22 protein-coding genes and 1 tRNA gene are annotated in these 25638 nt (G+C 51.8%); 10 read left to right on the forward strand and 13 right to left on the reverse strand.

Annotated elements, in window-relative coordinates; all coding sequences use genetic code 11:
- Window positions 1–95 precede the first annotated feature (95 nt).
- Genes radA through ACN0IC_RS08600 form a run of 4 tightly spaced genes read left to right on the forward strand, consistent with a single transcriptional unit; the run spans window position 96 to window position 4412 of the window.
- Entirely contained in the window at window positions 96–1502 is a 1407-nt protein-coding gene (radA, locus tag ACN0IC_RS08585; protein ID WP_416878362.1) for a DNA repair protein RadA, read from the forward strand.
- A 17-nt stretch (window positions 1503–1519) separates the two neighbouring features.
- Window positions 1520–2194 (forward strand): CvpA family protein, encoded by a 675-nt coding sequence (locus ACN0IC_RS08590; protein WP_416878363.1) that lies wholly within the window; start codon window positions 1520–1522, stop codon window positions 2192–2194.
- Window positions 2191–3684, forward strand: coding sequence for an amidophosphoribosyltransferase (purF, locus tag ACN0IC_RS08595; RefSeq protein WP_416878364.1), 1494 nt, complete (start codon window positions 2191–2193; stop codon window positions 3682–3684). Before ACN0IC_RS08590 ends, purF begins: the two co-directional genes overlap by 4 nt.
- Before the next feature lie 11 nt (window positions 3685–3695).
- Window positions 3696–4412, forward strand: coding sequence for an SDR family NAD(P)-dependent oxidoreductase (locus tag ACN0IC_RS08600; RefSeq protein WP_416878365.1), 717 nt, complete (start codon window positions 3696–3698; stop codon window positions 4410–4412).
- A gap of 12 nt (window positions 4413–4424) precedes the next feature.
- On the opposite strand, the gene ahr is transcribed toward ACN0IC_RS08600, so the two are convergent.
- Genes ahr through ACN0IC_RS08615 form a run of 3 tightly spaced genes read right to left on the reverse strand, consistent with a single transcriptional unit; the run spans window position 4425 to window position 6154 of the window.
- Window positions 4425–5429 carry an NADPH-dependent aldehyde reductase Ahr gene (ahr, locus tag ACN0IC_RS08605; RefSeq protein WP_416878366.1) on the reverse strand — a complete coding sequence of 335 codons (1005 nt, stop codon included), beginning with the start codon at window positions 5427–5429 and terminating at the stop codon, window positions 4425–4427.
- An 18-nt stretch (window positions 5430–5447) separates the two neighbouring features.
- A complete protein-coding gene (locus ACN0IC_RS08610; RefSeq protein ID WP_416878367.1) occupies window positions 5448–5675 on the reverse strand; it encodes a helix-turn-helix transcriptional regulator in 228 nt (75 codons plus the stop codon).
- A 2-nt stretch (window positions 5676–5677) separates the two neighbouring features.
- Window positions 5678–6154: a DUF2178 domain-containing protein gene (locus tag ACN0IC_RS08615; protein WP_416878368.1), complete on the reverse strand. Its 477-nt coding sequence runs from the start codon at window positions 6152–6154 to the stop codon at window positions 5678–5680.
- 130 nt (window positions 6155–6284) lie between these two features.
- On the opposite strand from ACN0IC_RS08615, the gene ACN0IC_RS08620 reads away from it, so the two are divergent.
- Entirely contained in the window at window positions 6285–8258 is a 1974-nt protein-coding gene (locus tag ACN0IC_RS08620) for an alpha/beta fold hydrolase (RefSeq protein WP_416878369.1), read from the forward strand.
- 21 nt (window positions 8259–8279) lie between these two features.
- Here the strand turns inward: ACN0IC_RS08620 and der are convergent, their stop codons facing one another.
- The 4 genes from der to panB form a co-directional block, all read right to left on the reverse strand.
- Window positions 8280–9731 (reverse strand): ribosome biogenesis GTPase Der, encoded by a 1452-nt coding sequence (gene der, locus ACN0IC_RS08625; RefSeq protein WP_416878370.1) that lies wholly within the window; start codon window positions 9729–9731, stop codon window positions 8280–8282.
- 12 nt (window positions 9732–9743) lie between these two features.
- Window positions 9744–11207: a PQQ-binding-like beta-propeller repeat protein gene (locus tag ACN0IC_RS08630; RefSeq protein ID WP_416878371.1), complete on the reverse strand. Its 1464-nt coding sequence runs from the start codon at window positions 11205–11207 to the stop codon at window positions 9744–9746.
- Window positions 11204–11989, reverse strand: a complete 786-nt coding sequence (locus ACN0IC_RS08635) for a tetratricopeptide repeat protein (protein WP_416878372.1) — start codon at window positions 11987–11989, stop codon at window positions 11204–11206. Before ACN0IC_RS08635 ends, ACN0IC_RS08630 begins: the two co-directional genes overlap by 4 nt.
- 148 nt (window positions 11990–12137) lie before the next feature.
- Complete coding sequence (gene panB, locus ACN0IC_RS08640; RefSeq protein WP_416878373.1) at window positions 12138–12956, reverse strand: 3-methyl-2-oxobutanoate hydroxymethyltransferase; 819 nt, start codon at window positions 12954–12956, stop codon at window positions 12138–12140.
- A gap of 96 nt (window positions 12957–13052) precedes the next feature.
- On the opposite strand from panB, the gene ACN0IC_RS08645 reads away from it, so the two are divergent.
- Window positions 13053–13547 (forward strand): demethoxyubiquinone hydroxylase family protein, encoded by a 495-nt coding sequence (locus ACN0IC_RS08645; protein WP_416878374.1) that lies wholly within the window; start codon window positions 13053–13055, stop codon window positions 13545–13547.
- Here ACN0IC_RS08645 and ACN0IC_RS08650 read toward each other — a convergent pair whose 3' ends face one another.
- Window positions 13548–15317 carry an acyl-CoA dehydrogenase gene (locus ACN0IC_RS08650; protein ID WP_416878375.1) on the reverse strand — a complete coding sequence of 590 codons (1770 nt, stop codon included), beginning with the start codon at window positions 15315–15317 and terminating at the stop codon, window positions 13548–13550.
- Between the two features lie 173 nt (window positions 15318–15490).
- Between ACN0IC_RS08650 and ACN0IC_RS08655 the strand changes: the two genes are divergently transcribed.
- A complete protein-coding gene (locus ACN0IC_RS08655) occupies window positions 15491–15925 on the forward strand; it encodes a c-type cytochrome (RefSeq protein WP_416878376.1) in 435 nt (144 codons plus the stop codon).
- 1 nt (window position 15926) lies between these two features.
- Here ACN0IC_RS08655 and ACN0IC_RS08660 read toward each other — a convergent pair whose 3' ends face one another.
- A complete protein-coding gene (locus ACN0IC_RS08660; protein ID WP_416878377.1) occupies window positions 15927–16760 on the reverse strand; it encodes a hypothetical protein in 834 nt (277 codons plus the stop codon).
- 97 nt (window positions 16761–16857) lie between these two features.
- On the opposite strand from ACN0IC_RS08660, the gene ACN0IC_RS08665 reads away from it, so the two are divergent.
- Entirely contained in the window at window positions 16858–17640 is a 783-nt protein-coding gene (locus tag ACN0IC_RS08665) for an NAD kinase (protein ID WP_416878378.1), read from the forward strand.
- Here the strand turns inward: ACN0IC_RS08665 and ACN0IC_RS08670 are convergent.
- The 3 genes from ACN0IC_RS08670 to ACN0IC_RS08680 form a co-directional block, all read right to left on the reverse strand.
- Entirely contained in the window at window positions 17637–18767 is a 1131-nt protein-coding gene (locus ACN0IC_RS08670; protein WP_416878379.1) for a DUF2336 domain-containing protein, read from the reverse strand. The genes ACN0IC_RS08665 and ACN0IC_RS08670 overlap by 4 nt on opposite strands.
- Window positions 18768–18839: 72 nt before the next feature.
- Window positions 18840–18916, reverse strand: a tRNA-His gene (locus ACN0IC_RS08675).
- An 84-nt stretch (window positions 18917–19000) separates the two neighbouring features.
- On the reverse strand, window positions 19001–19945 hold the full coding sequence (locus tag ACN0IC_RS08680) for a M48 family metallopeptidase (RefSeq protein ID WP_416878380.1): 945 nt from the start codon (window positions 19943–19945) through the stop codon (window positions 19001–19003).
- A 182-nt stretch (window positions 19946–20127) separates the two neighbouring features.
- Between ACN0IC_RS08680 and ACN0IC_RS08685 the strand changes: the two genes are divergently transcribed.
- A complete protein-coding gene (locus ACN0IC_RS08685) occupies window positions 20128–23154 on the forward strand; it encodes an AsmA family protein (protein ID WP_416878381.1) in 3027 nt (1008 codons plus the stop codon).
- A 125-nt stretch (window positions 23155–23279) separates the two neighbouring features.
- Window positions 23280–24140, forward strand: a complete 861-nt coding sequence (gene phhA, locus ACN0IC_RS08690) for a phenylalanine 4-monooxygenase (RefSeq protein WP_416878382.1) — start codon at window positions 23280–23282, stop codon at window positions 24138–24140.
- Between the two features lie 134 nt (window positions 24141–24274).
- Here phhA and ACN0IC_RS08695 read toward each other — a convergent pair whose 3' ends face one another.
- Window positions 24275–25603: an OmpA family protein gene (locus ACN0IC_RS08695; RefSeq protein WP_416878383.1), complete on the reverse strand. Its 1329-nt coding sequence runs from the start codon at window positions 25601–25603 to the stop codon at window positions 24275–24277.
- Window positions 25604–25638 lie beyond the last annotated feature (35 nt).

Below are 25638 nucleotides of genomic sequence, written 5' to 3' on the forward strand. Positions count from 1 at the left end.
ACTATAATCAGTCCTTTTGCAACCAGAACAAACCATAAACATTTGTTGACAATTTGTGTTTAATCTGGCTCTATTCAGAAGAATCGGAGCCATTTATGCCTAAACCCACAACTCAATTCATTTGCCAGTCCTGCGGGACTGTTCATGCCAAATGGGCCGGGCGGTGTGATGCTTGCGGGGAATGGAATACGCTGGTCGAGGAAATTACGGCCCAGAACGAACGCCCCGCTCATAAACGGCGAAAAGGCCGATCTGTTGATTTTGTAGACCTCGGCGGAGAAAGCCGCGACGTTGCGCGGCTCACGACGGGTATTGCGGAGCTGGACCGCGTGACAGGCGGAGGGCTCGTCCCCGGCTCTGCTCTTTTGGTTGGCGGCGATCCGGGTATTGGCAAATCAACTCTTTTACTGCAGGCCACGGGCAAGCTTGCCAGAAGCGGACTTAAAACAGCTTACATCTCGGGCGAGGAATCCGTTGGTCAGGTTCGGCGGCGCGCGAAACGTCTCGGCGTGTCAGACAGCCCCGTTTCTCTGGCGGCGGAAACCTCCCTCGGGCCTATCCTTGATGGATTGATGGCGGAAAAGCCGGATGTGGTTATCATCGACTCGATCCAGACTCTCTGGACAGATCAGCTTGGCGCCGCCCCGGGCACGGTCGCGCAAGTCCGGGCCTGCGCGCAGGAACTCACCCGTTTTGCCAAAAAACGCGGCACATGCGTGATTCTTGTGGGTCACGTCACGAAAGACGGCCAGATTGCCGGGCCGCGGGTGGTCGAGCATATGGTTGATGCCGTACTTTATTTCGAAGGCGATCGCGCGCATCAATTCAGAATTTTACGGGCGCATAAAAACCGGTTTGGTCCAACAGACGAAATCGGTGTTTTTGAAATGCGAGAGAGTGGTTTGGGCGAAGTTCCCAATCCTTCCGCTCTCTTTCTCAATGGCCGCAGAGACCTCTCCAGCGGCGCGGCGGTTTTCGCCGGCCTCGAAGGCACGCGGCCTGTTTTGACCGAAATACAAGCCCTTGTGGCCCCGGCCGCTTTTGGGACGCCGCGGCGCGCCGTCGTGGGGTGGGATACAGGACGCCTCGCCATGGTTCTGGCGGTTTTAGAAGCCCGGTGCGGCGTAAGCTTTGCCGGAAAAGACGTTTACCTGAACGTGGCCGGCGGACTGCGAATCAATGAACCCGCCGCCGACCTTGCTGTCGCGGCGGCCCTAGTCTCTTCTGCTTTCGATATGCCTCTTCCCCCGGAAACAGTCGTCTTCGGCGAAATTAGCTTGTCCGGTGACGTTCGGGCGGTGGGCCGTTCTGATGCGCGGTTGAAAGAAGCCGCCAAGCTGGGCTTTAAAAAAGCGATTACGCCGAGGCCCATAAAACGCGATCAAGCCAATGAAAATTCTGCGCTGCCGATAATTGCAATCAAGGCTTTGCCCGACCTCGTTCGCCGTGTAGAAGCCAGCGCAGAAGCCGGAAAGGATTGGGAGACCAATTGGGCGGCGTAGCATAAGGCGAGCCTTGTATGAGTATTGGACCGTTTTCTTTTAACGGATTTGATGTCGTTGTCCTCGTCATTCTGCTTATTTCCCTCATCATTGCGTTGCAACGCGGGTTTCTCCGCGAAATGCTTTCCCTCGTGGCGCTCTTGCTGGCCGGGGTTCTCACGCTCTTTGTCTGGGGACGATTTCGCTATCAGGTACAGGAATTTATTTCGCCGTCCTGGCTCGCGGACGCCACTCTAGGGGTCGGGACATTTGTCCTGGTTTACCTCCTCTCTGTCATCATATTAGCTAAAATCTTTGGCAAGCTTGAAGCGCCGCCGGCCAAATTTCTCAACCGAGCCCTCGGCGCGGTCTTTGGCATTTTACGCGGACTTATTCTGGCCGCGCTTGGGGTTATGGTTCTAACCGCAAGCCACCGCTCAAGTATAGAGGCGCAAGAGTTCAAATCCTATATCCTGGAAAACCGCGACAGGCTTCCTGCCGACATAATGGAACGTATGCCCGAGTCCATGCGCGAACAAATGGAAGCCCCGCCAAAGCCTCTTCCTGATTATCTGGAAAACTCAACCTTCTACCCTCTCCTGGACAGTATTGGGGATATAATTCGTAACCTGCCCTTTGCAGAGTGGAAGTCCTATGCAGATCGTATTAAAGACGGCGATATTGACGGTATCAGCCGGGAGATAACGCAATGACCCATGTGACTAAATCGGGACAGCCCAATCCGTCCTGTGATTTCGATCCGAATGAAGATAAAATCCGCGAAGAATGCGGCGTCTTCGGGATTTTTGGCATGGAAAATGCCGCCTCTCTCACCGCATTGGGTCTGCACGCCTTGCAGCATCGCGGCCAGGAAGCCTGCGGCATCGCCAGCTATGACGGCGAAAAATTCCACACGGAACGCCATCTTGGTCTGGTTGGAGATAACTTCACCGGAGAAGACCCGTCCGAACGTCTGCCCGGACATATCTCGATCGGTCATAACCGCTATTCCACGGCGGGTCAGACTGTTCTTCGTAATGTTCAGCCTCTGTTTTCAGAACTTCATTCGGGCGGCTTTGCTCTCGCCCATAATGGCCACATTACAAATGCCTATACGATCCGCGAGCAATTGGTTGAAAAAGGCGCTCTGTTTCAGTCCACCTCCGACACAGAAGTGGTCATCCACCTTATCGCAAGAAAAAAATCCGGTGAATTTATTGACCGCTTCGTAAACGCAATCCGCCAAGTCGATGGCGGCTATGCGTTTGTCGGCATGACGAGCGACATGCTAATCGGCGCGCGTGACCGCTTTGGCATTCGCCCGCTTTTGATTGGCCGCGTCGGCGATAGCTATATCCTCGCCTCAGAAACCTGCGCTTTTGACATGATTGGGGCCACATTTATTCGCGAAGTTGAAGCCGGGGAAGTTGTTGTCATTAATGCGGACGGCATTCGCTCTTTCACCGCTTTTCCAAATGCGCGGTCCAGACCTTGTATTTTTGAATTTGTCTATTTCGCCCGCCCTGACAGTATTGTCGGCGGCAAAAGCGTTTATGAAGTTCGCAAGAAGATGGGCCGACGTCTGGCGCAGGAAACCCCTGCCGATGTCGATGTTATCATTCCTGTGCCGGATAGCGGCGTGCCGGCGGCGCTGGGCTATAGTCAGGAAACCGGCATTCCGTTCGAACTTGGTATTATCCGGAACCATTATGTTGGACGGACCTTTATCCAGCCAACCCAACAAATCCGCGATATGGGCGTTCGGCTAAAGCACTCTGCCAATCGCGCTATGATAGAAGGCAAGCGCGTTCTTCTGGTCGACGACTCTATTGTGCGCGGCACCACGTCGACGAAAATTGTCCGCATGATCAAAGCGGCCGGCGCGAAAGAAGTTCACTTCCGCTCTGCCTCCCCGCCCATCAAACATCCCGATCATTACGGCATAGATATGCCGTCCAAAGATAAGCTTCTGGCGGCGAATTACGACCTGAAAGCGATGACGGAAATGCTAGAGGTCGATAGCCTTGGATTCCTTTCCGTCGAGGGTCTGTACTGGGCCATGGGCGCCGAAGAACGCATCGCAGAAGCGCCTCAATTTACGGATCACTGTTTTACGGGGGAATACCCAACGCCGCTGATAGATAGAGACCGCGAAGCGAGCGGCGCCTCCAAGCAGCTCTCTTTCCTTGTCGAAGTCGCCTAAGGTTTTTTCTGATGTCACAACCACTTAAAGGCCGCGTTACTCTAGTGACGGGCGCGTCACGAGGCATAGGTTACGCCGCCGCAGAAGCACTGGCAGACGCCGGATCCGACATTATCGCCCTCGCCCGCACCCAAGGCGGGCTCGAGGCATTGGACGACTCCATCAAAGCCAAGGGACAAAACTGTACGATTGTTCCTATGGATTTGACGCAGGGCGACGGGATTGACCGTCTCGGGGCGATTATCAATGAACGCTGGGGCAAGCTGGACGGGCTATTGGCCAATGCCGGTATGCTCGGCGAAATCACGCCCGTGCCGCATCTTGATCTGAAAGTTTGGGATAAAGTTGTTGCTGTTAACCTGACCGCTAACTACCGACTCATCCGGTCTCTCGATCCCTTACTCCGCGCGTCTGAAGCCGGACGAGCCTTATTCCTGACTTCCGGGGTTGCGAACACACGCCGGGCTTATTGGGGGGCTTACGCCTCCACCAAAGCGGGATTGGAAGCCCTGGTGCAGTGTTACGCGAAAGAAGCTGAGGTTACGCCGCTAAAGGTCAACTTGCTCAACCCCGGCGCAACCCGGACCGCCATGCGCGCTAAGGCCATGCCGGGCGAAGATCCAAGCAAACTGCCCAATCCGACAGATATTTCGCCGTTGATTGTGAAAATGCTGTCTCCGGAATATTCAGAGACAGATCAGATCGTAAATTATCGCGAGACTGTTTAGTCTCGCTTTCCTTTAGTTCGTCAGAACAATTCGGTAACGCGCTTTCCCGCTTTCCAAATGCTCTAATGCCTCATTGACTTTTTCCATAGGAAAATACTCAACCATGGGCTTGATGTCATGACGGGTACAGAATTCGAGCATCCTTGCTACCCGATCTGGCGATCCGGTATCTGATCCCCCGACGGATTTGCCGCCAGCGATAAGAGAAAACGCCGGAATGCCCATCGGCTTGTCCACCGCCCCAACCGTAATTAGACGGCCATTTGAACGTAGCGTCGCCAGATAGCTGGGCCAGTCCAGACTAACGTTAACAGTTGAAAGGATGAAGTCGAATTTCCCTTTGAGCTTTTCCATGGCGTCCGAGTCTTTGCTGTTGGCGACATGATGTGCGCCCAGTTCTTTTAACTCATCTTCCTTGTCCATTGAGGTTGTAAACGCCGTTACTTCACAGCCCCAAGCCCGCGCAAATTGTAGCGCCAGATGGCCGAGCCCGCCAATACCAATAACCGCCACACGGTCAGTCGGTTTCAGATCATAATCAACGAAAGGCGCAAAAACGGTGATTCCGCCGCAAAATAGTGGTCCGGCGGATTTCGCGTCCATCCCGTCAGGAATAGGTACGGCCCAGATATCTTGTACTCGAATGCGATCCGCAAACCCGCCTTTGGATATGATCGTCGGAACGCCAGTTTCGCAGCGCTGCTGCGTTCCTGCAAGGCAAGGTGAACAATGCATGCAGCTCTCGGCATTCCATCCGACACCGACGGTTTGGCCAACTTTCAGATTCTTTACGGCGCTGCCAACTTCGCTGATTTCGCCAATTGCTTCATGGCCGGGCACCATGGGGTATTGCCCAAATCCCCAGTCATTATTGATCATGGAGAGGTCAGAGTGACAGACCCCGCAGGCAGATATTTTGACTTCGACTTCATGCTCTCCCAGAGCGCCCGGATCATAGCTGTAAGGTTCCAGTTTGGCTCCGGCTTCTTTGGCGGCATAGGCATGAAAATCGGTCATAAAAATCCTTGTTTAAAACTATTCGAGCGCTGACGGGTCAAAAATAAAAAGGCCGTCAATTGGCTCCTCTAATATATGGGCCAGTCGGAAGGCCAATTCAAGGGACGGTGCGTAACGTTCGGCCTCCACGGCGATGATAGTTTGCCGCGTCGCGCCGACCCTTTCGGCCAGCTCAACCTGCGAAAGGCCTTTTATGACACGGGCGCGCTTTATCCGATTTGTGATTTTCGACTTTTTACCTCCCATGATTAATGCCGGTAAGCCCAAATAATGGTCCCGTGCCGATATAGGTCAGCCAAATAGGAAACCAGGCATAGCCCGAAGACCATCTCGACCGGACTTATGACGGAAATCGGCCCTTGATAGCTGTCCCCTACAACATACTGAATAAGCAGGGTCACAATGATAACCCCCACACCGAGTTGCAGAACCCAATAGCCCGCATGGCTTCCTTGCCGCGCAATCTCCAGATCCCGTTCATCCTTTTGGTATTTCTCCTTCCGCTTTCGCATTTCGAAGGCAATTGAAATACCGGCGTGTAGTATGATCGTGAGAATGACAAGTTGGACGAAAATACCACTCAGCTGTGACGGTGAAAAATCCGAAGGGGTCAGATTGAATCCCCCCGCCATGGCTTTCCAAAACCAAATAAGGATGGCACCGTCGGCCAAGAACGTGATCCAGCTTTGCCGCTGAGGCTCTGTCATATCTTCAATAAGTGTCATCTTGCAATCCTCCAAAATGTAAGATATCTTTTACATAAGCTTAAGGGGCAACTATGTAAAGTATTTTTTACATACCTAGTCATATTTTTCCGTGCTACACTTTTTAAAATTCAAATTTGGGGAGAATAAAATGAAGTATTTCTTATTAACCACTGCCGCGGTCATGGCTTTGGGCGCCTGCCAGGGTCAGACAAGCACAGCCCCCTCTCAAGACTCAGTGACAGAAGAGAGCGCGGTCCCATCCGTTCCGGAGTTTTCGGCTGAAGCTTTCTTCGAAACGACAAGCTACGGCCTGCCCTCGAGTGCGGGCCTGGCGTTTAGTCCGACGAGCGGTGACTTGTTGATCACATCCGATGAGAGCGGCATTTTCAACGCTTATCGACTGAATACCGAAACGGGCGAGAAAACACAGCTGACTCAATCCACGACGAATCCGATTTCTGCTGTGAGCTGGTTTCCGGAAGACGATAAATTCCTCTACAGCTCTGACGGCGGCGGAGACGAGCTCAACCATATTTACGTCGTGAATGAGGACGGCGCGGCGCAAGACCTGACCCCTGGGGAGAATGTAAAAGCCTCTTTTCTTGCCTGGGCAGGCGATAAAGAAAGCTTTTTCATTACAACCAATGAGCGGGATTCAAAAACCTTTGATATCTATGAATATCAAACGGACGATTATTCCCGCGAGAGGGTCTTCGAAAATACCGACATGCAGATCGACGCCATCAGTTCAAATGGCCGATATATCGCGCTAGCCAAGAACCGCACCTCCGCAGATTCCGACATTTATCTGGTGGATTTAAACGCGGAAGACAGCTCACCTCAGCTGATTACCGAACATGAGGGAAATATTTCGTATTTCACCTATGACTTTACGCCCGACAATCAGAACTTGGTTTATGCCACAAATGAATTTGGCGAGTTCAATCAGGCTTGGCGTTATGACTTGGAAACCCAGGAAAAATCCGAGCTGATCTCCGCCGATTGGGACGTCTCTTATGTGTCCTATGCGCCGAGCGGACGATACCGCGTCAGCGGCATTAATGAAGACGGTTCAACGCAAGTCACAATCAGGGATTTGAAAGAGAAAAAAGACGTTAAACTTAATGACCTGCCCGAAGGCAATGTAAACTCTGTCCGGTTCTCGCCGAATGAAGAGGAAATCGCCTTTATTATGAACGGGGACCGGGCGCCTTCCGATATTCATGTAGCTTCACTCGCCACGGGAGACATCATAGGCCTGACGAACGCCCTGAATCCCGAAATTACGTCCGATATGTTGGTCGAGGGCAAAGTCGTTCGGTATGAAAGTTATGACCGCCTGGAAATTCCGGGTATTCTCTACAAGCCTCATGGCGCCAGCGCGGACGCGCCCGTTCCAGCCCTCATAATGGTTCATGGCGGTCCCGGCGGACAAAACCGGAAAGGCTATAACGCCACGGTTCAGCACCTCGTTAATAATGGCTACGCCGTCTATGCGATGAATAATCGCGGCAGCTCAGGCTACGGCAAAACCTTCTTTCATATGGATGATAAGAAACACGGAGACGTCGACCTGAAAGATGTCGTGGCCTCGAAAGACTTCATGGCGGAATATGATTGGGTCGATGGCGACCGTATTGGCATTATCGGGGGAAGCTATGGCGGTTATATGGTTGCCGCCGCCCTCGCCTTTGAGCCTGAAGAATTCGATGTTGGCATCAATATTTTCGGCGTCACAAATTGGGTCAGAACCCTGAAGTCTATCCCGCCTTGGTGGGAAAGCTTCCGCGAGCAACTTTACGATGAAATGGGCGATCCGGCGACAGATGAGGAGCGCCACCGCGCAATTTCGCCGCTCTTCCATGCTGAAAACATCAACAAACCGCTCTTGGTTGTACAGGGCGCCAATGACCCGCGTGTCCTACAGGTTGAGAGCGACGAACTGGTCGAAGCTGTTCGCCAGAACGATGTGCCGGTTGAATATATTATCTTTGAAGATGAGGGCCATGGCTTCCGGAACAAATCCAACCGGATCGAAGCGTCAAATGCCTATGTCGAATTTCTCGATACCTATCTGGCAAACGCCCCAGCAAATGGCCAAACAGAGGAGTCTACTGAATAAAGTTAGAATATGGCGGCGCAGCTATCGGTTGCGCCGGCTATTTTCTCTCAGCGGTTCCATGCCCTGTTTACGGACCGTATTATCATACGGGTTCTCATCCGCTTTGACATAGAGGCGGATGGGGATTCCCACCAGTCCAAAATCTTCCCGCAAGCCATTGATAAGATAACGCTTATAGCTCTCAGGGAGTTTTGTCGCTCTGGAGCATTTGAGGACGAAAGTCGGCGGCCGGGTCTTGGTCTGGCTGATATATTTCGGCTTGATCCGCTTCCCATTTACGGCAGGCGGCGGATGGCGCTGGACTTTCTCGCCAAGCCAATCATTGAGTTCTGAAGTTTTGACTTTGGCGGACCAGTCGATTTGAACACGCTCAATAGCCGGCAGAAGCCGATCCACACTTTTACCGGTTAGCCCGGAAAACATGATAACCGGAACGCCTTTTAGCTGAGGGAGAAGGCGCGCCGCCTCCTCACGCAGATATTTCGCCATTTCGGATTTATTTTCGACCAAATCCCATTTGGTGACGCCAATGACCAAAGCCCGGCCTTCGCGCTCGCAAAGGTCCGCGATTTGCAGGTCCTGCTTATCAAACGGTTTTTGCGCGTCCATAAGAAGGACCACAACCTGGGCAAATTTTATGGCGCGCAGACTGTCCTGAACTGACAGGCGCTCCAGGGTTTCCTGAACCTTCGCCTTTTTGCGCATACCCGCCGTATCATGAAACTGTACGCGGCGTCCCTGCCAGACAAAATCTATTGTTATGGAATCACGCGTGACGCCTGCTTCAGGCCCCGTAAGGAGGCGATCTTCACCGATCAGCGTATTGATCAATGTTGATTTACCCGCATTAGGCCGGCCTACAATGGCGATACGCACAGGCGCTTCGGATTCGTCGATAACCTCTTCGGGGATCTCTAGTTTTACATCCCGCAGAGCCATCTCAATGGCGTCGTCCAGATCTACAAACCCGATATTATGTTCGGCGGCCACTTCTATCGGGTCACCCATGCCTAAAGAGTATCCTTCTGTGGCGCCGACATCCCCGGCGCGGCTTTCGCATTTATTAGCCACAAGGACGACAGGTTTACCGGACTTTCGAACAAATTGCGCGAAGGTCCGGTCTAGAGGCGTTACGCCTTCGCGGGCGTCATAAACGAAAAGACAGATATCCGCTTCCATCACGGCGGCTTCGGTCCGGGCGCGCATCCGCGCCTCTAACACATTGCCTTTAGCCGTCTCAAATCCGGCGGTATCCATCAGGGTGAGGTCGTGGCCGCGCATTTTGGACTTTGTTTCCCGCACGTCCCGCGTCACGCCCGGCGTGTCGTTCACAATGGCCAGAGCTTTCCCTGCCAAGCGATTGAATAAAGTGGATTTTCCAACGTTGGGACGGCCGATAACGGCGATCTTTGCAGGTCGTTTTTGACCTACTTCTTCGTCTTCCCAATCATCATCTTTGGCGCGACGCACCATAACAGATCCTGACTATCTCAGCGCGATGAGCTTGGCGTCGTCGGTCACGACGTAAACTGTCTCATTGGCAATAACAGGCGAGACAAAAACGTCTCCCTTGACCTCTCCTGAACTCATAATGTTCCCGTTTTGAGGATTTAATGTCACAGTAGCGCCGCGTGACGAGGCCACAAATAGGCGTCCTCCGGCCATAATTGGTCCGGCCCAGACAATTCTGCTCTTCCGTTTCTTCGGATTTTTAAAAGCTTCCAATTGCTGAAGCCAAACAACTGTTCCGTCCAGTTTGGATAGACAAACAACCTGTCCTTCGGTCGTAACAGCATAGACAAAATCCCCAACAATCAGAGGAATTCCGAGTGTCCCGGCTGGCTGACGCCAAATTCGTTGACCCGTTCGGAAGTCAAACGCGCTCATGACGCCGCTTTGCGCCGAAGCAATAACATAACCATCCGCAACCGCTGGCCCGGAAGAAATGTCATTCAAAGAGGCCAGAGGCGTCAAACGCGCGTTGGAACTCAGAGAATCCTGCCATAAGACGCCGCCATTTTCGACGCGCAATGCAACAAGCTCACCGGAGGAAAACGGCGCAAGGACAACATCATCCACCACAGCAGGCGCCGGAGATGTCAACATACGGGCGCTTTCAATAATGCCTTGATAGGTCCAGAGAACCTCGCCCGTATTGGCATTAAAACCGAACAGCTCATTGTCATCAGTGATCGCAAAAACTCGTCCATTTTTGGCAACCGGCGCCGAATTCATCGGAACCCGGGCTTCATAAATCCACTTCTCCGCCCCCGTAGACGGATCAAGTGCCGCAATGACGCCCAGTCCTGAGGTGACAAAAACCGTCCCCCCATCAAAGGTCACGCCGCCGCCAACACTTTCCTTGTCGACACCCGAATTGCTACGAAATAAGGAAAGCGGATCTTTAACGCGCTCAATAATCCCGGCGCGACCTTCACGTGTGCGTTCACGTTCGGTCACTTCCACCTCATATTCCCAAAGTGTGTCGCCGGAGGTTTCGCTCATGGCAACAACCTGATTGTCCCCGTCCATGGCGTATATGACACCATTGGCAATCACAGGAGATGCCAGAACCCGCGTTTTCCGCCCTGATCCTTTACCAATGTCTTTGGACCAAATTCTGGATAAGGATCCGGAAGCCGCCGTATTTTGCACGACATGGGCCGCATTCCCTCCAACTTGGGGCCAATCTGTATTTACATAGGCAGGCGGAAGCGTCACTTGATCCGGCGTAATAGATCCATCCACATCCAGGCTTTCGGAAAGCTCCAGGATAGATATACGCTCGGACTCACCGGCGACATCGCCCTGCTCGGCACGTCTTTCAGCCTCTGTCTTGTCAAAGGGGTTAATGGCATCCGTCACACTGGAAATTGTTGAGCAGCCGCTCAGCATGAGGGCTGTCAAAGCAATAGCCGACAGTTTCGTCCGAGCAGTCAATTGGCTCACAAGGTCTCTCCGGATTCAGTTTCGGTTTGAGTTTCGTCTGTCTGATTCTTTGGGGTCGGCTCCGCCGTCTCGTCCGGGCCTGTCATGTCCTCATCAGTCGTCTCTGTCACGGGCTCAGGGGCAATAGCTTCACTCTTCGGCGCCTCCGGCACCAAAGTCAAAAACTGCCCGGCGCGATCCGCTATAGAGGGCGGAACCCCTGGAATGCTGTTCAGATAGGTAAATTCCTGACGGGCCGTGTTCATATCGCCAGTTTGGTAAGCAGTAAATCCGGCTAGCTCTCGCGCCAAAAACTCATAGGGCGCATCTTTCGCAGCCAATGGGTCTAGCCGCGCTTGAACGTCCCCATAAGCCCCTTGGTCAGCCAGGATATAAGCCGCCTTCAATTTGGCCAGATCGGCATGGCGGGGCATTTCAAATTCTTTCGCCGCCTGATCGTACAGCTCAACAGCTCTGGCCTGATTGCCCTGCTCCACCTCAACACCCGCAGCCCGCATCAGCGAGAGCCCGGCATATCCTTTTGGAGCTCGCTCAGATAGCGCGAGAAAGGCGTTTACAGCTTGCTCTGATCTGCCTTCTGCGGCCAAGTCTGCAGCGCTCACATAGCTGGCGGACGCCGCACGGGCCACCCGATCATCACTGGATTTCCGCCATTCTAGAAAAGCTGTTCCGGCAATAATCAGAACGATGACGGCCGCGATGGCAGGCCCATATTTCTTGAGGAGTTTATTATAGTCATCCTTACGGAGTTCTTCCTCGACTTCATTGATAAAATCGACCACGGCGACCTGTTCTCTTGCTTACGCCGCGAGTCATCGCAGGCTTACTCTTAAAATCCGGCGGAACCTATCGCTTCGCCCCGCCCGCCGCAACAGCAAAGGGCATTAACAGGGCGTAAGCTAATCCAGCCCAAAACCACGCTTTTAAAGACTATTTTTTAAAGTGGTAAACGTTTTCCGCCCGGGGGAAACTGCGGTCTTTCACATTCGCCGCATAATCAGACGCCGCTTTTTCCACGAGCGCTTTCTGATCCGCAAATTTGTGGACAAATTTTGGCACGCGATCGAACAGGCCGAGCATATCCGGCGTCACCAGTATTTGGCCATCGCAATTTGCCGAAGCCCCAATACCTATCGTCGGGATCGAGACGGACTCTGTTACTTTGTCAGCGATTTCCTTGGACACGCCTTCAACCACGACGGCAAAAGATCCCGCCTCAGCGGCGGATTTGGCATTTTCAACAATTTCGTTCGCTACAGACTCGCGGCGGCCGCGCGCGCGAAACCCTCCCAAAACGTGGTGGCTTTGCGGCCGAAGTCCGACATGGCTCATGACCGGAATGCCCCGCTCGACAAGATAGCGAATAGTTTCCGCCGCATAAGAGCCGCTCTCAATCTTGATCGCCTGGCATCCGGTCTCCATCATCATACGCGAGGCGTTTTGAAACGCCCGCTCCTTACCGTCTTCATAAGAGCCAAATGGCATGTCCACGACAACCAAAGCCTTTTGCGAGCCACGCATTACGGCCTGCCCGTGCAGGATCATCATTTCCATGGTGACGCCGACGGTGGAATTAAGACCATGAACGACCATGCCAACACTGTCGCCCACGAGAATCAGGTCGCAATGCTCGTCCAATATAGAAGCGGTTGGGGCATCATAAGCCGTCAGGCAAACAATAGGATCGCCGCCCTTTCGCGCCGAAATCTCCGGCGCGGTCATTCGTTTAACGTAGTTTTGTGCTGACATATCGGCATTTCCTATGGTTTGAGGGGAGTTATAAGTGTTATGCAATTGAAAAACGAGGCAAAAATTTTGCGTCCCGCACAGACTAAAGCCGAAAAAATGATCAAAGTTGATCACGCCGGAGAGAACGGCGCCGTAAACATCTATCGGGCTCAAACCCTTGTGGCGCGGCTCAGAGCCCCGAGCTTGGTAAAACGACTAAAGCACTTTCAGTCTCACGAAGAAGAACACAGACGTATCTTCGCAAAATACCTATCGGACAAGGGCATCAGGCGCTGTGTCAGTTATCACCTGAACGGCATAGGCGGATATGCGCTCGGTTTTATCACTGCTATCATTGGCCCTTCTGCTATTGCGGCGACAACTTATGCCGTTGAAAGTGTGGTTTTAGAGCATCTCAACCATCAGATGGAATATCTTCAAGTCGAAAATCCTGATGCCTATAACGCCGTCTCATCCATATACCTTGATGAAAAGGAGCATCATGATGAGGCCAAACAGAGATTGCAGGACGGGAACCGGGCCCTGACCCGCATTATGGTCTCAATCATAAAGACCTGCACAGAAGCGGTTATTCGTTTTGGAATGCGGTAATTAGAGGTCTGCAAGCTGACTTTCGGGAAAATCAAAGACGGCAGACGCGCCGGCCTGAATTTGCCCTAGTAAGGCTTGCGCTTCCGGCATGATTGCCACAGCATGATAACGGGCAAGACTTGCCATGGAGGCCGTTAGCTCATCGCCTGCCTTTGCCCCGTTCAAAACAGATTTGATCAGAAATGCCCCTGAAATGACGGAGGCGCAGAGATTTAAATAAGGCATAGCCACACTCAGGGCGTCCTTGTCATCAGCCTTTAAAAGCGCGTCCGTGGCAGCCGACATGTTCTCAATTCCCTCGGACAAAGCCTTCGCGCATGCACTCAATCCGAACTCATTTTCAGAAGAGGTTTCTTCTACAAGCGATTGAATTTGTTTAAGGTCTTCAATCAATGCCTTCATTGCCTCACCGCCGTCGCGGCGGAGCTTCCGGCCGACAAGGTCGATCGCCTGAATACCGTTTGTGCCTTCATAAATCGGCGCAATACGGGCGTCACGGTAATGTTGGGCCGCCCCAGTTTCCTCGACAAAGCCCATCCCTCCATGCACCTGAATGCCAATAGAGGCTACTTGAACCCCTGTGTCTGAGCCATAAGATTTTATGATTGGCGTCAGGAGCGCTTCGCGAGCGTGAGCCGATTTTGCCGCCGTTTCGTCCTGACTGGCAGAGGCCAAATCTGACGCAGCCGCTGTCGCCATGGCGATAGCCCGGGCCCCCATCAGACGGGTCTTCATCTCCACAAGCATGCGGCGAACATCAGGATGGCCTAAAATTGGCTCTCCGGCTTCGCCCTCGATCGGAACCCCTTGAACGCGTTCATTCGCGTAATCCAGAGCAGCCTGATAGGCTCGCTCCCCAATGGCCACGCCTTGCACGCCCACAAAAAGCCGCGCTTCATTCATCATGGTGAACATACAGGCTAGCCCTCGGTTAACCTCGCCTACAAGCCAGCCAGTCGCCCCATCAAATTCCATTGTACAGGTTGGGGATCCGTGAATTCCCAGTTTATGTTCCAGCCCTATTGGCTTGAATTTATTACGGTCTCCAAGCGTTCCATCCTCATTGACGAAGTATTTCGGACAGAGGAAGAGAGAGATGCCGCGTGAACCTTCCGGAGAATCGGGCAAGCGCGCCAACACCAGATGGATGATATTCTCGGCGCAATCATGATCGCCCCATGTAATGTAAATTTTTTGACCGGAAATGGCATAAGTCCCATCCCCATTATCGACCGCTTTGGTCCGAACCGGGCCGAGGTCTGACCCGGCCTGTGGTTCCGTCAGGCACATGGCGCCGCTCCACTCGCCGGTTACCATTTTTGACAAATAGATGTCCTGAAGCTCCGCAGAGGCATGCGCATTAATCGCTTTTGCCGCACTTGATGTCAGCATGGGACAGAGTCCGAATGACATATTCGACGCGTAGATCATTTCATTGGTCGCCACGCTAACCACGCTTGGCAGGCCCATACCGCCAATTTCGACGGGTGTCGCCAAAGTCTGCCAACCCCCTTCGACAAAAGCCTTATAAGCTTCCTTGAAACCGGGCGAGGCGGTCACGTCATCCCCGTTGAGTTTTGCCGGATTTTGATCTCCGCCCCAATTCGTCGGCGCAATCACATCGCTGGAAAACGCCGCCGCCCCGGTCAGAACATCATTTATCAGGTCTTCTCCCGCTTCTTCGAATTGGGGCAGGCCTCTCAGGCGGTCCATGTCCACACTGTGATTCAGTAAGAACTGCATAGCTTTTTTAGGCGGATGAAATGTCATAGGACCTCTGTTCTTTGAATTCCGCAGAATTTACTCATTGCCGAAATTTTATCTACTTCAGTCATGCCATATCGCAGCAAAGGCGATAAGAGGCGGTTTGTCACATTCACATATAGCGTTCATACGTTTTTGTTCCCCTCAGTGATCTTCAATTAATAAGGCAGGAAACAGTCATGAAATCCAAGGTAAACGCCAAGGCATTTTTCTGGTCTGTCCTGTTTCCCTCTCTTTTGCTGACTGGTTGCGGCGGCGATAACAGCGCGCCTTCCTCGCCTGCGTCTCAAGCAGATTTAACGCCTCTGGAAAGAGGGCAAATCATCTTCAAGCGGTGTCAGGCCTGTCACACTTTAGGAGAGGGTGAACGACATCGCGTCGGGCCAAATCTCTACGGGTTTTACGGGGCCGTGGCCGGATCCAAAGGAGATTTCAATTATTCCAGAGCCATGACCCAGTCAGACATTGTCTGGACCGACGAAACCTTGGACGGTTATCTCACGCGTCCCAGTGATTACATGCCTGGAAACCGAATGAGCTTTATCGGACTGAAAAAGCAAGAGGATCGGGCCGCCGTTATTGAATATATGAAATCCAAAACCGGCGCCAACTGAGCTAGAATTTTCGCCAGACGCCCGTAAACAGACCGGACTCTTTTACAACATTTCGGCCCGCCAGAGTGCGCAAGGCCCCGAACTGAATATATTGGCCGGGCTTAATTTGATACGCCAGGGACAATTCCAATTTAGCATGATTGGACTTGGGCACAATAAACCCCTGATTTCTTTGCTCTTTTACATTAAGTCCGTAAAACTGAATCAACCCCATCCATTTTTCATGGGGTTTTGCTCCGAGCGTAAAATCAACCTGCCATTGGCTGAAATTATCACTCTTGAGGTCATAGCGAGTTCCGATTTGAAAATCATAAAACCAATCCAGTTTTAGGTTCTTACTCGGCTTATTCGTCTCGCTTCGGCCATATAAGGCCTTTATCTCAATCTCATTATTCCGGCCCCCCAGATCGAGACGAGGATCATCCAAGCCACCATCCGCAATATATGACACCGAAAACGACGTAGCTGAATTCCGTGACTCTTTTATCTTATATTGAAAACCCAGTTTCGTTTCGTCAAAGCCGGCAAAACTCACCTCACTTCCGACGCCTTGAAATTCAATAAATTGATAGCCTGCCTGCCCGAACACCATCAAATTTTCATATAGTCCAAATTCGAGATAGATCCGGCTGTCATTTTTTGTGAAATTCTGCAAGGGGAGCGTTTCCCCTTCCTCGTTTATAAAAGTATTTGAAGAGCTATAGGCTCCCGTCAAAATCATCTGGGCTCGAGACGGCTCCAATGTCCACGCGCCCGAAGCGGCCTCCTGGCTTAAACTTGCTGCTAGGCAGCTGAATAAAACCGCCCGAACGGATTTATACTTTAGATATTTCATTCTCGCACCCCGAAAGGTTTTTAATCTTTGCAACCTTGCGACGTCAAATGATAAGAGAGGATTTCAAACCAACCGGAAAGGCCCTGCCCTAAACTCAATGGCCGAACATGAATTTCAAAAACTGGCCTTTGTCGCCAGCCGCAAGCCGGATGCGCAGCATTCGCTAAAAGCGCTTATTGATCGATATGGCAATGTTGATGCGGCGCAGGCCGACGCGATCGTCGCTCTTGGCGGAGACGGTTTCATGCTGGAAACCTTGCGTCGCCATACGGTTCTGGTTCAGCGCGGCCTGCCGGTTTACGGCATGAACCGGGGAACCGTCGGATTTTTAATGAACGCCTATTCCGAAGAAAATCTGAATGAGCGTCTTGCTGCCGCTGAAAAAACGACGGTCCGCCCTCTGAAAATGATGGCAGAAGCCAAAGGCGGACGATTTGAAGATCTTGCTTTTAACGAAATCTCCCTGTTTCGCCAAACTCAACAGGCCGCCCATATTTCTGTGACCGTTGATGGACATGAGCGTCTGGAAAAATTGATAGCGGACGGCATTCTTGTCGCAACCCCCGCAGGATCAACGGCCTATAACTTATCAGCTCACGGCCCTGTCGTCCCTCTAGGATCACGTATACTAGCCTTGACGCCCATCAGCGCCTTTCGGCCCCGGCGCTGGCGCGGGGCTCTTCTCAACGCGAATGCAACGGTTGAGTTCACGGTATTAGACCCTAAGCGCCGCCCCGTCTCAGTCTCTGCCGATAACCAGGAAATCCGGGACGTTACTTATGTGAAAGTTCACGAGGACCATGGGAAAAAACTCAATCTGCTCTTCGACGCCGACCACGGATTGGACGAAAAAATCCTGCGTGAACAGTTTTCGACTTAAGCGGACTTTCGGCTTTTGCCTTCCAGTCCGTCGAGAATACCGAGGAAATATTCACTATCGTCTTCTGACAGCTCAAACGGCAGGGTCAGAAGCCTTTCGATCATTTTTATTTGAAACTCTGCGGCCGTTAATTTTCCGCCGGAGATTTCAATATCCGTATAAAGTTTTAGCGCTTCACTCATAAACCGGGTTTGGGAATCCTTGAAACCCGCCTTGGCACAGAGGCCGCGCAGCGCAAACGGCCCCGTATCATGGAGCATCAGAACGACTTTTCGAACGCTAAGCTCTGCCAGGGACGCCAGACAATAATGCACGAGGCTCACTTTGCCCAGGCCCATCGCCCGCAGGGTCAGTTCCGGAGTCAGGCGGCCATTCTCTTTCAGGGAAGCGACAAGGTTTTGTAAGGTCTTCTCTGAAAAGTGATCATTGGTCAGCTGAACCAGAGTCCGTTCATGGGTTTCCCGGCCAATCAAATGCGACTTTTTTTCGGATAAATTGGCGCGTCCTTGCAATCTCTTCGCAATATCTTCGGCAGACGCGGCCACGAGTTTTTCAACAACCGGCATCGGCATGGACGCCCGGTTCAACATCGCCTGCCGGATAAAATCATCTTCCCTATATGTCTCAATCATGGCCTCGGCGGCTTCGTCCGTGATCGTGAGGCTGTCATTCGCGGCGATCTGACGGGCCGAAACGCAATCCCCCGTATCGATCAAGCTCAAAATAATACGATTGGACAGATTTTTTCTGGCGGCGACCGCCCTCACCTTTCCGGCCATACCGGATTTCAAAACCTGCATTAAATCTTCGTCGGTCAGAAGCGGCGAATGCGTTATGAGAGGAACAGCAATGGAGTCTATATCTTCAAGTAAACGCGACAAAACGGGTTTGGGGAGGAAAGGAGAGTTTCTAAGTGTTATGGCCAGTGACCGCCTGACAAGCTCCGATACATCCTCGCTGATGACAGAAATCAAGCGGTTGGCATAGTCTCGATCAGCTTTACTTAAATCTGGCTCCAGAATAACTTTCGCAAGCCGCATCGTCGCATGACTGCGTTTTTCAGGATCCGGATCCTGTACGGCTTGCCGCACATCTTCCGTCTTCAAGCGTTCTAAATCCTCAACCATACCCTGATCTATCCCAAACAGGGTTAATCAGGCGTTAGGACTTTGGGTAAGAGCTCTGTTTTTTGGAAAAAATGGTACCGCCTCTTGGTCTCGAACCAAGGACCTCCGGTTCCACAAACCGGCGCTCTAACCAACTGAGCTAAGGCGGCCCAACAATGTGGCGGGACACCTAGCTTAAGGACCCCCGCCATTCAAGTCGTTTTTATAGTCTGATGTGAGCAAATTTCAAAGACTCAGGTGTTTATATTTCTAAAGCCCCGTGACCCTAATCTTTCCTGACGGACGATATAATCATTCAGAACCTGCGCCCGAACCGCAGGATCGGGATGAGTAGACAGAAATTGTGGTTGACGACTCGGACTATCCGCCGCCATTTTTTCCCACAAGCGAACCGCCTGATAGGGATCATATCCGGCCCTTTGCATGTAATTCACGCCCAGCTTGTCGGACTCTGTTTCATGCCTACGTGAATAAGGCAGAAGAATTCCAATTTGCGAGCCAAGTCCCAAAGCAGTCACAAGCATTTGTGTGTTCCGATTGGCGCCGTCTACGCAGGACCTCCGCTGCGCCGCTGCCACATTATCGCATTTGCCGGAGAAAAGAGAACTGCCGATGAGCGTTCCGCCAAGGACAGCCCCTTGCGAAGCTATTTGCATGGACATTCTCTCCCGAGCGTGAGCCGCGGCGACATGGCCGACCTCATGGCCCATGATTCCGGCGATCTGGTCATCATTATCGGTAAAATCCATCATGCCCTTGTAAAATCCGACCCGATTACCCGGCAGGACAAACGCATTTTTGGTGTCCGTATCGAAAACGGCATAATCCCATGTCTGATTGGCGCGCCCGGCCCCTCTCGAGATGCGGTTCCCAATATTTCGGAGGCGCCGCGTATAGCGTGGGTCATTGGTCGTCGGGGTTTCCTGTTTCAGATCCGCCCAGGATGCGGCCGCCATACTATCCAATGCATCTCCGCTCGGCGCGAGGCCTACAAATTGAGACCGGCCTGTCACCGGATTAGTGGTGCAGCTGGCCAAAGCTGCGGCGGCACCGCCCCCGGCAATGGATTTTACAAATGCTCTCCGGCCTGTTGAACGTTTTTTCTCCTCAGCGCCTGTAGCGGCCTGATTTGAAAGCTTCACCTTTGCCGGGTGTGTATGGGTGTGGTTGAAACACATTGTGCCTGTCCTCCTATCGCGACGTGTATTTGATGGCTGAACGAACGCTCAAAAACCTATCTTAATTCTGCCAGAGTTTATACCTAAGTTCTTATTTATATCCGCAGTTACAGGAGGAACGCTTTGTCTTTCAAAACAGTTCCTTCATAAAGGCAAAGCTGTTGATTGGTTATGGAGATTTCATGCGTAAGCTTATCATCGGAGCTGGAGTTGTTTTCATTCTCCTTATTGGGGCTTTTATCATCGTGCCGGGTCTGATCCCGTCTGATGTCTATAAACAGAAGATTGAAACCCAGCTTTCCAAAGAGGTCGGACGCGACGTTACAATTTCCGGAAACGTACGGGTTCAATCCTTTCCGCTAATCCGGGCCAAAACCAATGGCGTTCGCATTGAGAACTATGAAGGCTTCTCGGATAGGCCTTTCCTGAGTGTTGAAGAGCTGGAGGCCCGCATTCGCCTTTTCCCTCTCTTGGCCAAACGGGTCGAAATTGCCGGTTTCAACCTCATCAAACCTGAAATCTCGCTTGAGCGGCTCGCTGATGGCCGGGCGAATTGGGAAAGTCTTGCAGAAAATCAGGAAACGGAAACGGCCCCGGAACCTGCGACACCTTTTGCACGGGATGGACGCTTCAACAGTCTTGACCCGCAAATTGAGGCGTTCAATCTCATCGACGGCCAAATTACTTATAGTGATGCCGTCTCTGGCAAAAATTATGATGCTTCCGATATTGACGGTTTCCTGTCCCTGCCGGGCTTGTCTGAACCGCTCGAAATGGATTTGAGTCTGACATATCAGGGGGAACGCGGCGAAATCGATATGACCCTTGACAATGTCCGCGCCTTTCTGGAGGGGCAAGAAGCGCCGTTCAAGGCCGACCTTAAAACGGGCTTTGCCAATATTTTGGCTGACGGTAGGTTCCTTGCCTCCCCTGAGATGGACTTTCAAGTCGCCCTGGAGTCGGAAATCACCGATCCAGCAGCAATTCAGAACCTGAGTCCGAAAGATATACCTTATCTCGGCCTGTTGAATAATCTGAAAGCCAAAGGAAATTTTAGTCAGATTGCAGGCCTCATTAAAGCAAATGACACAGATATCGAAGCCGAAGGGGACGCTTTGAGCGGGCGTTTTACCGGCTCTGCGACTCTCGGCGAAACGCCTGTTTTGAACGGCGAAACAAATTTTAAAATTACAGATTTTGCCGCGTTGAAACCCTATCTTCCGGAAGAAACGCCAAATCTTGATATGATGCGATCACTTGAGGGAAAAGCGAGCCTAAGCGGAACGCCCAACGGGTTCGCCGCCAAATCTATAGAAATGGACCTCACGGGAGCTGACTTTTCCGCGCAATTTAACGGCATGGCGGATTATTCTGACGCCGGAATTACGGCGAACGGCACATTTGATACAAACGTACAGAATGCCGCAAATCTGGCCCAGACGGCCAAAGTAGAAAGCCCCTATGCCGCCCTATTTAAAACTCTCACGGCATCAGGAGAGCTAACCTATTCGCCAGAAACAATATCCGTCTCAAATCTGGAAGCGACCGCATCTGACGGCGCCGTGAACGGACGTTATGCAGGCAATATCAGCCTGGCGGACACTCCAAAAGCCAATGGCCAGTTCACCCTCGATATCCCGGACTTTACAAAGGTTGCAGAAACCCTTCCGACTGACTCGCCCTATTCCAAGTCGGTAAAAACGGTCAAAGCGTCCGGTGACATCAGGACAGAGGGCGAAACCTTTATTTTAAATAATCTTGAAGCCGCTCTCAGCGAAGGACTACTCAACGCAACATTCTCGGGACAAGGGAAATATGCCTTGAACGACAGCGAGGCTCTCTCCCTGGACGGAGCGCTCACCAGTGAAATCACGGATGTAAGGGCGTTGGCCGCGCTGAACGGAACAGAGCTTTCTCCGGATACCGAGTCCGGGGCCATTTATGAGCGATTTACAATCAACGGCGACATCGCCGGCGTTTCGGATAAGTTGACACTTTCCAATGCTGAAATTGGATTTGACGACATTAGAGGGAGCGGAGACATCTCCGCCACTCTGCAAGAACCCCGTCCTCTGATTGAGGGCAATATTGCTCTGCAAGGACTCGATCTGCGCCCTTATATGGCCAGTTACAGCACTCAAAATCCTGAAGGCGAAATTCAGCCCTGGAGCGAAGCGCCTCTAAATCTGGCGCCCTTTCAATCTGTTGATGCCAATCTTGAGGTCACGACCCAAAATGTGATTACCGACCGGCTAAAACTGGGCCAGTCGGAGATGAGTGTGACTTTATATGACGGCGTCTTAAAAGCAGACCTGCCGAGAATGGCGCTTTATGGCGGAAATGGCAGAATGGATTTGACCTTTGATGCGTCAAAATCCGTTCCGTCGCTGGCCTTGACGGCTGGGCTGAATGATCTCAACGGCAACAGTTTTCTCTCTGCCATTGCCGGTTTTACCAAAGCCTCGGGCGAAGCAAAAACAGAACTATCCATAACGTCTTCCGGCCGCAGCCAGGCAGAGCTGATGAAAGGTCTGAACGGCCAAGGCGGGTTCGGACTGTTCGATGGGCAAATTCAGGGCATTGACGCAACCAAGTTTTTGACGGGATTAGAGGAGGCTTTAAAATCCAGAAGCCTGCCCTCCGGGATAGGCAGTTCTCAAGTTACGAAATTTAAGGACCTAGGCGGATTATTTGAAATTAACGAGGGTGTTGTCAGTCTTAACGAATTTACGCTGGCCGCTATCGGCGTAAGGGCAGAGGGCGCTGGCACAATCGATTTGGGGCAGCAAACCATGGATTTCCGTTTTCGGCCGAGGCTTACGGGCGAAGGCGCCAATAAACTAGGTAGTTTTGGTATCCCCGTCCGGTTTGCCGGGGAATTCGGGCAAGCCTCCCCTGGCCTCGACACGGAGTTTTTAAGCAAAATTGTGGCGGAGCGCGCCAAGCAGGAAGTCAGGTCCCGTCTGGAAGATGAGGCTCAGGGATCCATTGGGGGTATTCTGGGCGGCGTGTTGGGAGGTAGAAAGGAGCCGTCAGATTCTGCGGCTAAAACCGAGACACCGAAAGATACCGAACAGGCGGAAGGATCAGAGACGGACTCTCAAGTCGATTCGGAAACCACAAGCGAAACGGAAGAAAAGAAAGAAGAGACCGAAGAAGAGAAGAGTGATATTGAAAAAGCCTTGGGCTCCTTGTTCGGAGATAGGTAATTTTGCCTCAAATTCCACTCAAAAGCCGCAAGGCGCAAATTCACGCCGAGAGAGAGCGGATTTGCATGATGATTTCTCTCTAGCGGCTTATTAGTTCAACCCTATTAACTCAGCTGGGAATTTTTATGATAGACGATCCGATTATTGCCTCTCAAACCCCCGCCGAAGATTTTACAATCAAGCAGGTTTGGGACGCTTATACTGATGAAGAACATGGCGTCTGGGATACACTCTATGACCGTCAGGCAGAGCTTCTAAAAGGCCGAACCACGAAAGAGTTTCTGGACGGGCTGCAAAAGCTCTCCTTAAGTGACGGCGGCATTCCGAACCTTGAGGATTTAAATCCAAAACTAAAAGCGCTGACGGGCTGGACCGTTGTCATGGTGCCGCACCTTGTCCCGGATGATGTGTTTTTCAATCATTTGGCCAATCGACGTTTTCCGGCAGGACGATTTATCAGAAAAGCAGATCAACTCGATTATCTTCAGGAACCCGATATCTTTCATGATATTTTCGGACATGTGCCGCTTCTGACCCAGCCGATATTTGCTGATTATATGGAAGCTTACGGCAAAGGCGGGTTACGATCCTTGGAGTATGATGGTCTGAAAAACCTCGCCCGTCTATATTGGTATACTGTAGAATTCGGACTGATAAACACGCCCGAAGGTCTCCGCCATTACGGGGCAGGAATCGTCTCCTCTTATGGCGAAGCCCAATATAGCCTGGAGAGCCCGTCCCCACACCGCCTGAAATTTGATCTCCTGCGGGTCATGCAAACGGATTATAAAATTGACGATTATCAGGACGTTTATTTCGTTATCGATTCTTTTGAGCAATTATTCGAGGCGACACAGAAAGACTTTGCGCCCCTTTATGACAAGCTCTCCAAAATATCGGGCAGTCATACACCTCAGACCATTCTGGAAACGGATGACGTTATTCAACATGGCACGTTAGAATATAGTCAAAGCAAATCGACCTAAGACCCTCCATATTCCTCTGGCTGACCTGATCTGGCGCCGAGTTAATCTGGGCCTGCCATAGAATATAATAATCATTTGCCATAAAAAAGCCCGGCTCGGAGCCGGGCTTTCTAATTTTAATTTAGACCTAAGTCCTAGTTCATGCCGGCGATTGTGCCGAGAGTAACAAGAACTTCCGTGCGGCGATTAAGCTGCTCTCTGACGCCGTCACCTGTTTCAACAAAAGGCTCAGTCTCGCCTTTGCCTTCTGAAGTGATCATGCTGGCATCAACACCTTGGCGGCCCAATTCATCACGGGCGTCTTTTGCGCGGCGCTGTGAAAGACCGAGGTTATAGGCCTGTGATCCGGATGTATCGGTGTGACCGACAACGCGGATGTTCTGAACCGCACAATATTGACCGACATCCAGGATGCGGTTGATCGTATTGCGTGTCTCAGCAGACTGACCTTTGTCGAATTCATAATAAATGATTTCCTGACGAAACTCTTCCTCGCAAACATTTGAAACAACGACAGGGCACTGCTCAAGTGTTGGCGCAGTTGATCCGTCGGAACAAACCACTGGCTGAGCCGGGCATTCCGCACGGTTAAAGACCATGGACCCATCCCAACATTCAACATCGGGCTCTGGCTGTGGCTCTGGCGGACACTGATTGGCGTTAAAGACCATAGATCCGTCCCAGCAGGACACATCAGGTGTCGGAGCGGGCGGCGGTGTGGACCCACCAAAGCGATAACGGATACCCGTCATGACAGTGTGGGAGCCTGCATCAACTAAGTCAGCAGTAAATGGCGAAGAGGCCCCAGAAACATTGTTGACGCGCTCTCCGTCGAAATTGGCAACATCAATGTCCTGATATCTATAATTTGTATCCCACGTCAGGTTATCAGTTACCTGATACCCCAAACCAGCAATTAGTTGCCACGCAAAGTTAGTATCACTTTCGTCAACGAAGCAGGCAAATGAATCCGATCCGCTACGCGGCCCTGGACAAGCTGGAGACGCGATTAGAGTGGCCCCAGGAGAACCAGCCGGTGCAGATGGAAAGTCGCTCGCAACAGCTTTAAAGCTATTTTTTGAAATACCGGCACCAGCACCAACATAAGGCTCTATCCGACCAAAACTTTCAAAGTCATACAAAATATTTGCCATTAAAGTCGTTGTACGAAGCTTTGCAGAAGATTGTGGAAGGGAGTCGATTTTTCCTAAATCAGACCAAAGTGACGTTCCGTCCAGCTCCATGCGAAGGCCGTTTTTCATCTCATAGCCAAAGCCAAGAGAGTAAGCGGCATTACCTTCACTTTCATTAGAACCGAGCAAACCACCTTTCAGATCTGTATCTGTATGGACGCCGTAACCAGCATTACCCCGTAAATACCAACCGCTATCTTGAGCAGTTGCTAATGTAGGGGCGGCTAATATTGCGGCAGTGGCCGCAGCAAAAAGAAGCTGATGCTTCATGATAAATTCCTCCGTCTATGGTCAAACCCATAAGT

Origin of the sequence: Litorimonas sp. (genome assembly GCA_029936425.1) — a bacterium.
In the GTDB taxonomy this organism is placed as follows: domain Bacteria; phylum Pseudomonadota; class Alphaproteobacteria; order Caulobacterales; family Maricaulaceae; genus Litorimonas.

Coding starts and splice junctions, on each gene's coding strand:
- radA (WP_416878362.1), top strand. CDS start 96: ATGCCTAAACCCACAACTCAATTCATTTGCCAGTCCTGCGGGACTGTT.
- ACN0IC_RS08590 (WP_416878363.1), top strand. CDS start 1,520: ATGAGTATTGGACCGTTTTCTTTTAACGGATTTGATGTCGTTGTCCTC.
- purF (WP_416878364.1), top strand. CDS start 2,191: ATGACCCATGTGACTAAATCGGGACAGCCCAATCCGTCCTGTGATTTC.
- ACN0IC_RS08600 (WP_416878365.1), top strand. CDS start 3,696: ATGTCACAACCACTTAAAGGCCGCGTTACTCTAGTGACGGGCGCGTCA.
- ahr (WP_416878366.1), bottom strand. CDS start 5,429: ATGACCGATTTTCATGCCTATGCCGCCAAAGAAGCCGGAGCCAAACTG.
- ACN0IC_RS08610 (WP_416878367.1), bottom strand. CDS start 5,675: ATGGGAGGTAAAAAGTCGAAAATCACAAATCGGATAAAGCGCGCCCGT.
- ACN0IC_RS08615 (WP_416878368.1), bottom strand. CDS start 6,154: ATGACACTTATTGAAGATATGACAGAGCCTCAGCGGCAAAGCTGGATC.
- ACN0IC_RS08620 (WP_416878369.1), top strand. CDS start 6,285: ATGAAGTATTTCTTATTAACCACTGCCGCGGTCATGGCTTTGGGCGCC.
- der (WP_416878370.1), bottom strand. CDS start 9,731: ATGGTGCGTCGCGCCAAAGATGATGATTGGGAAGACGAAGAAGTAGGT.
- panB (WP_416878373.1), bottom strand. CDS start 12,956: ATGTCAGCACAAAACTACGTTAAACGAATGACCGCGCCGGAGATTTCG.
- ACN0IC_RS08645 (WP_416878374.1), top strand. CDS start 13,053: ATGATCAAAGTTGATCACGCCGGAGAGAACGGCGCCGTAAACATCTAT.
- ACN0IC_RS08650 (WP_416878375.1), bottom strand. CDS start 15,317: ATGACATTTCATCCGCCTAAAAAAGCTATGCAGTTCTTACTGAATCAC.
- ACN0IC_RS08655 (WP_416878376.1), top strand. CDS start 15,491: ATGAAATCCAAGGTAAACGCCAAGGCATTTTTCTGGTCTGTCCTGTTT.
- ACN0IC_RS08660 (WP_416878377.1), bottom strand. CDS start 16,760: ATGAAATATCTAAAGTATAAATCCGTTCGGGCGGTTTTATTCAGCTGC.
- ACN0IC_RS08665 (WP_416878378.1), top strand. CDS start 16,858: ATGGCCGAACATGAATTTCAAAAACTGGCCTTTGTCGCCAGCCGCAAG.
- ACN0IC_RS08670 (WP_416878379.1), bottom strand. CDS start 18,767: ATGGTTGAGGATTTAGAACGCTTGAAGACGGAAGATGTGCGGCAAGCC.
- ACN0IC_RS08680 (WP_416878380.1), bottom strand. CDS start 19,945: ATGTGTTTCAACCACACCCATACACACCCGGCAAAGGTGAAGCTTTCA.
- ACN0IC_RS08685 (WP_416878381.1), top strand. CDS start 20,128: ATGCGTAAGCTTATCATCGGAGCTGGAGTTGTTTTCATTCTCCTTATT.
- phhA (WP_416878382.1), top strand. CDS start 23,280: ATGATAGACGATCCGATTATTGCCTCTCAAACCCCCGCCGAAGATTTT.
- ACN0IC_RS08695 (WP_416878383.1), bottom strand. CDS start 25,603: ATGAAGCATCAGCTTCTTTTTGCTGCGGCCACTGCCGCAATATTAGCC.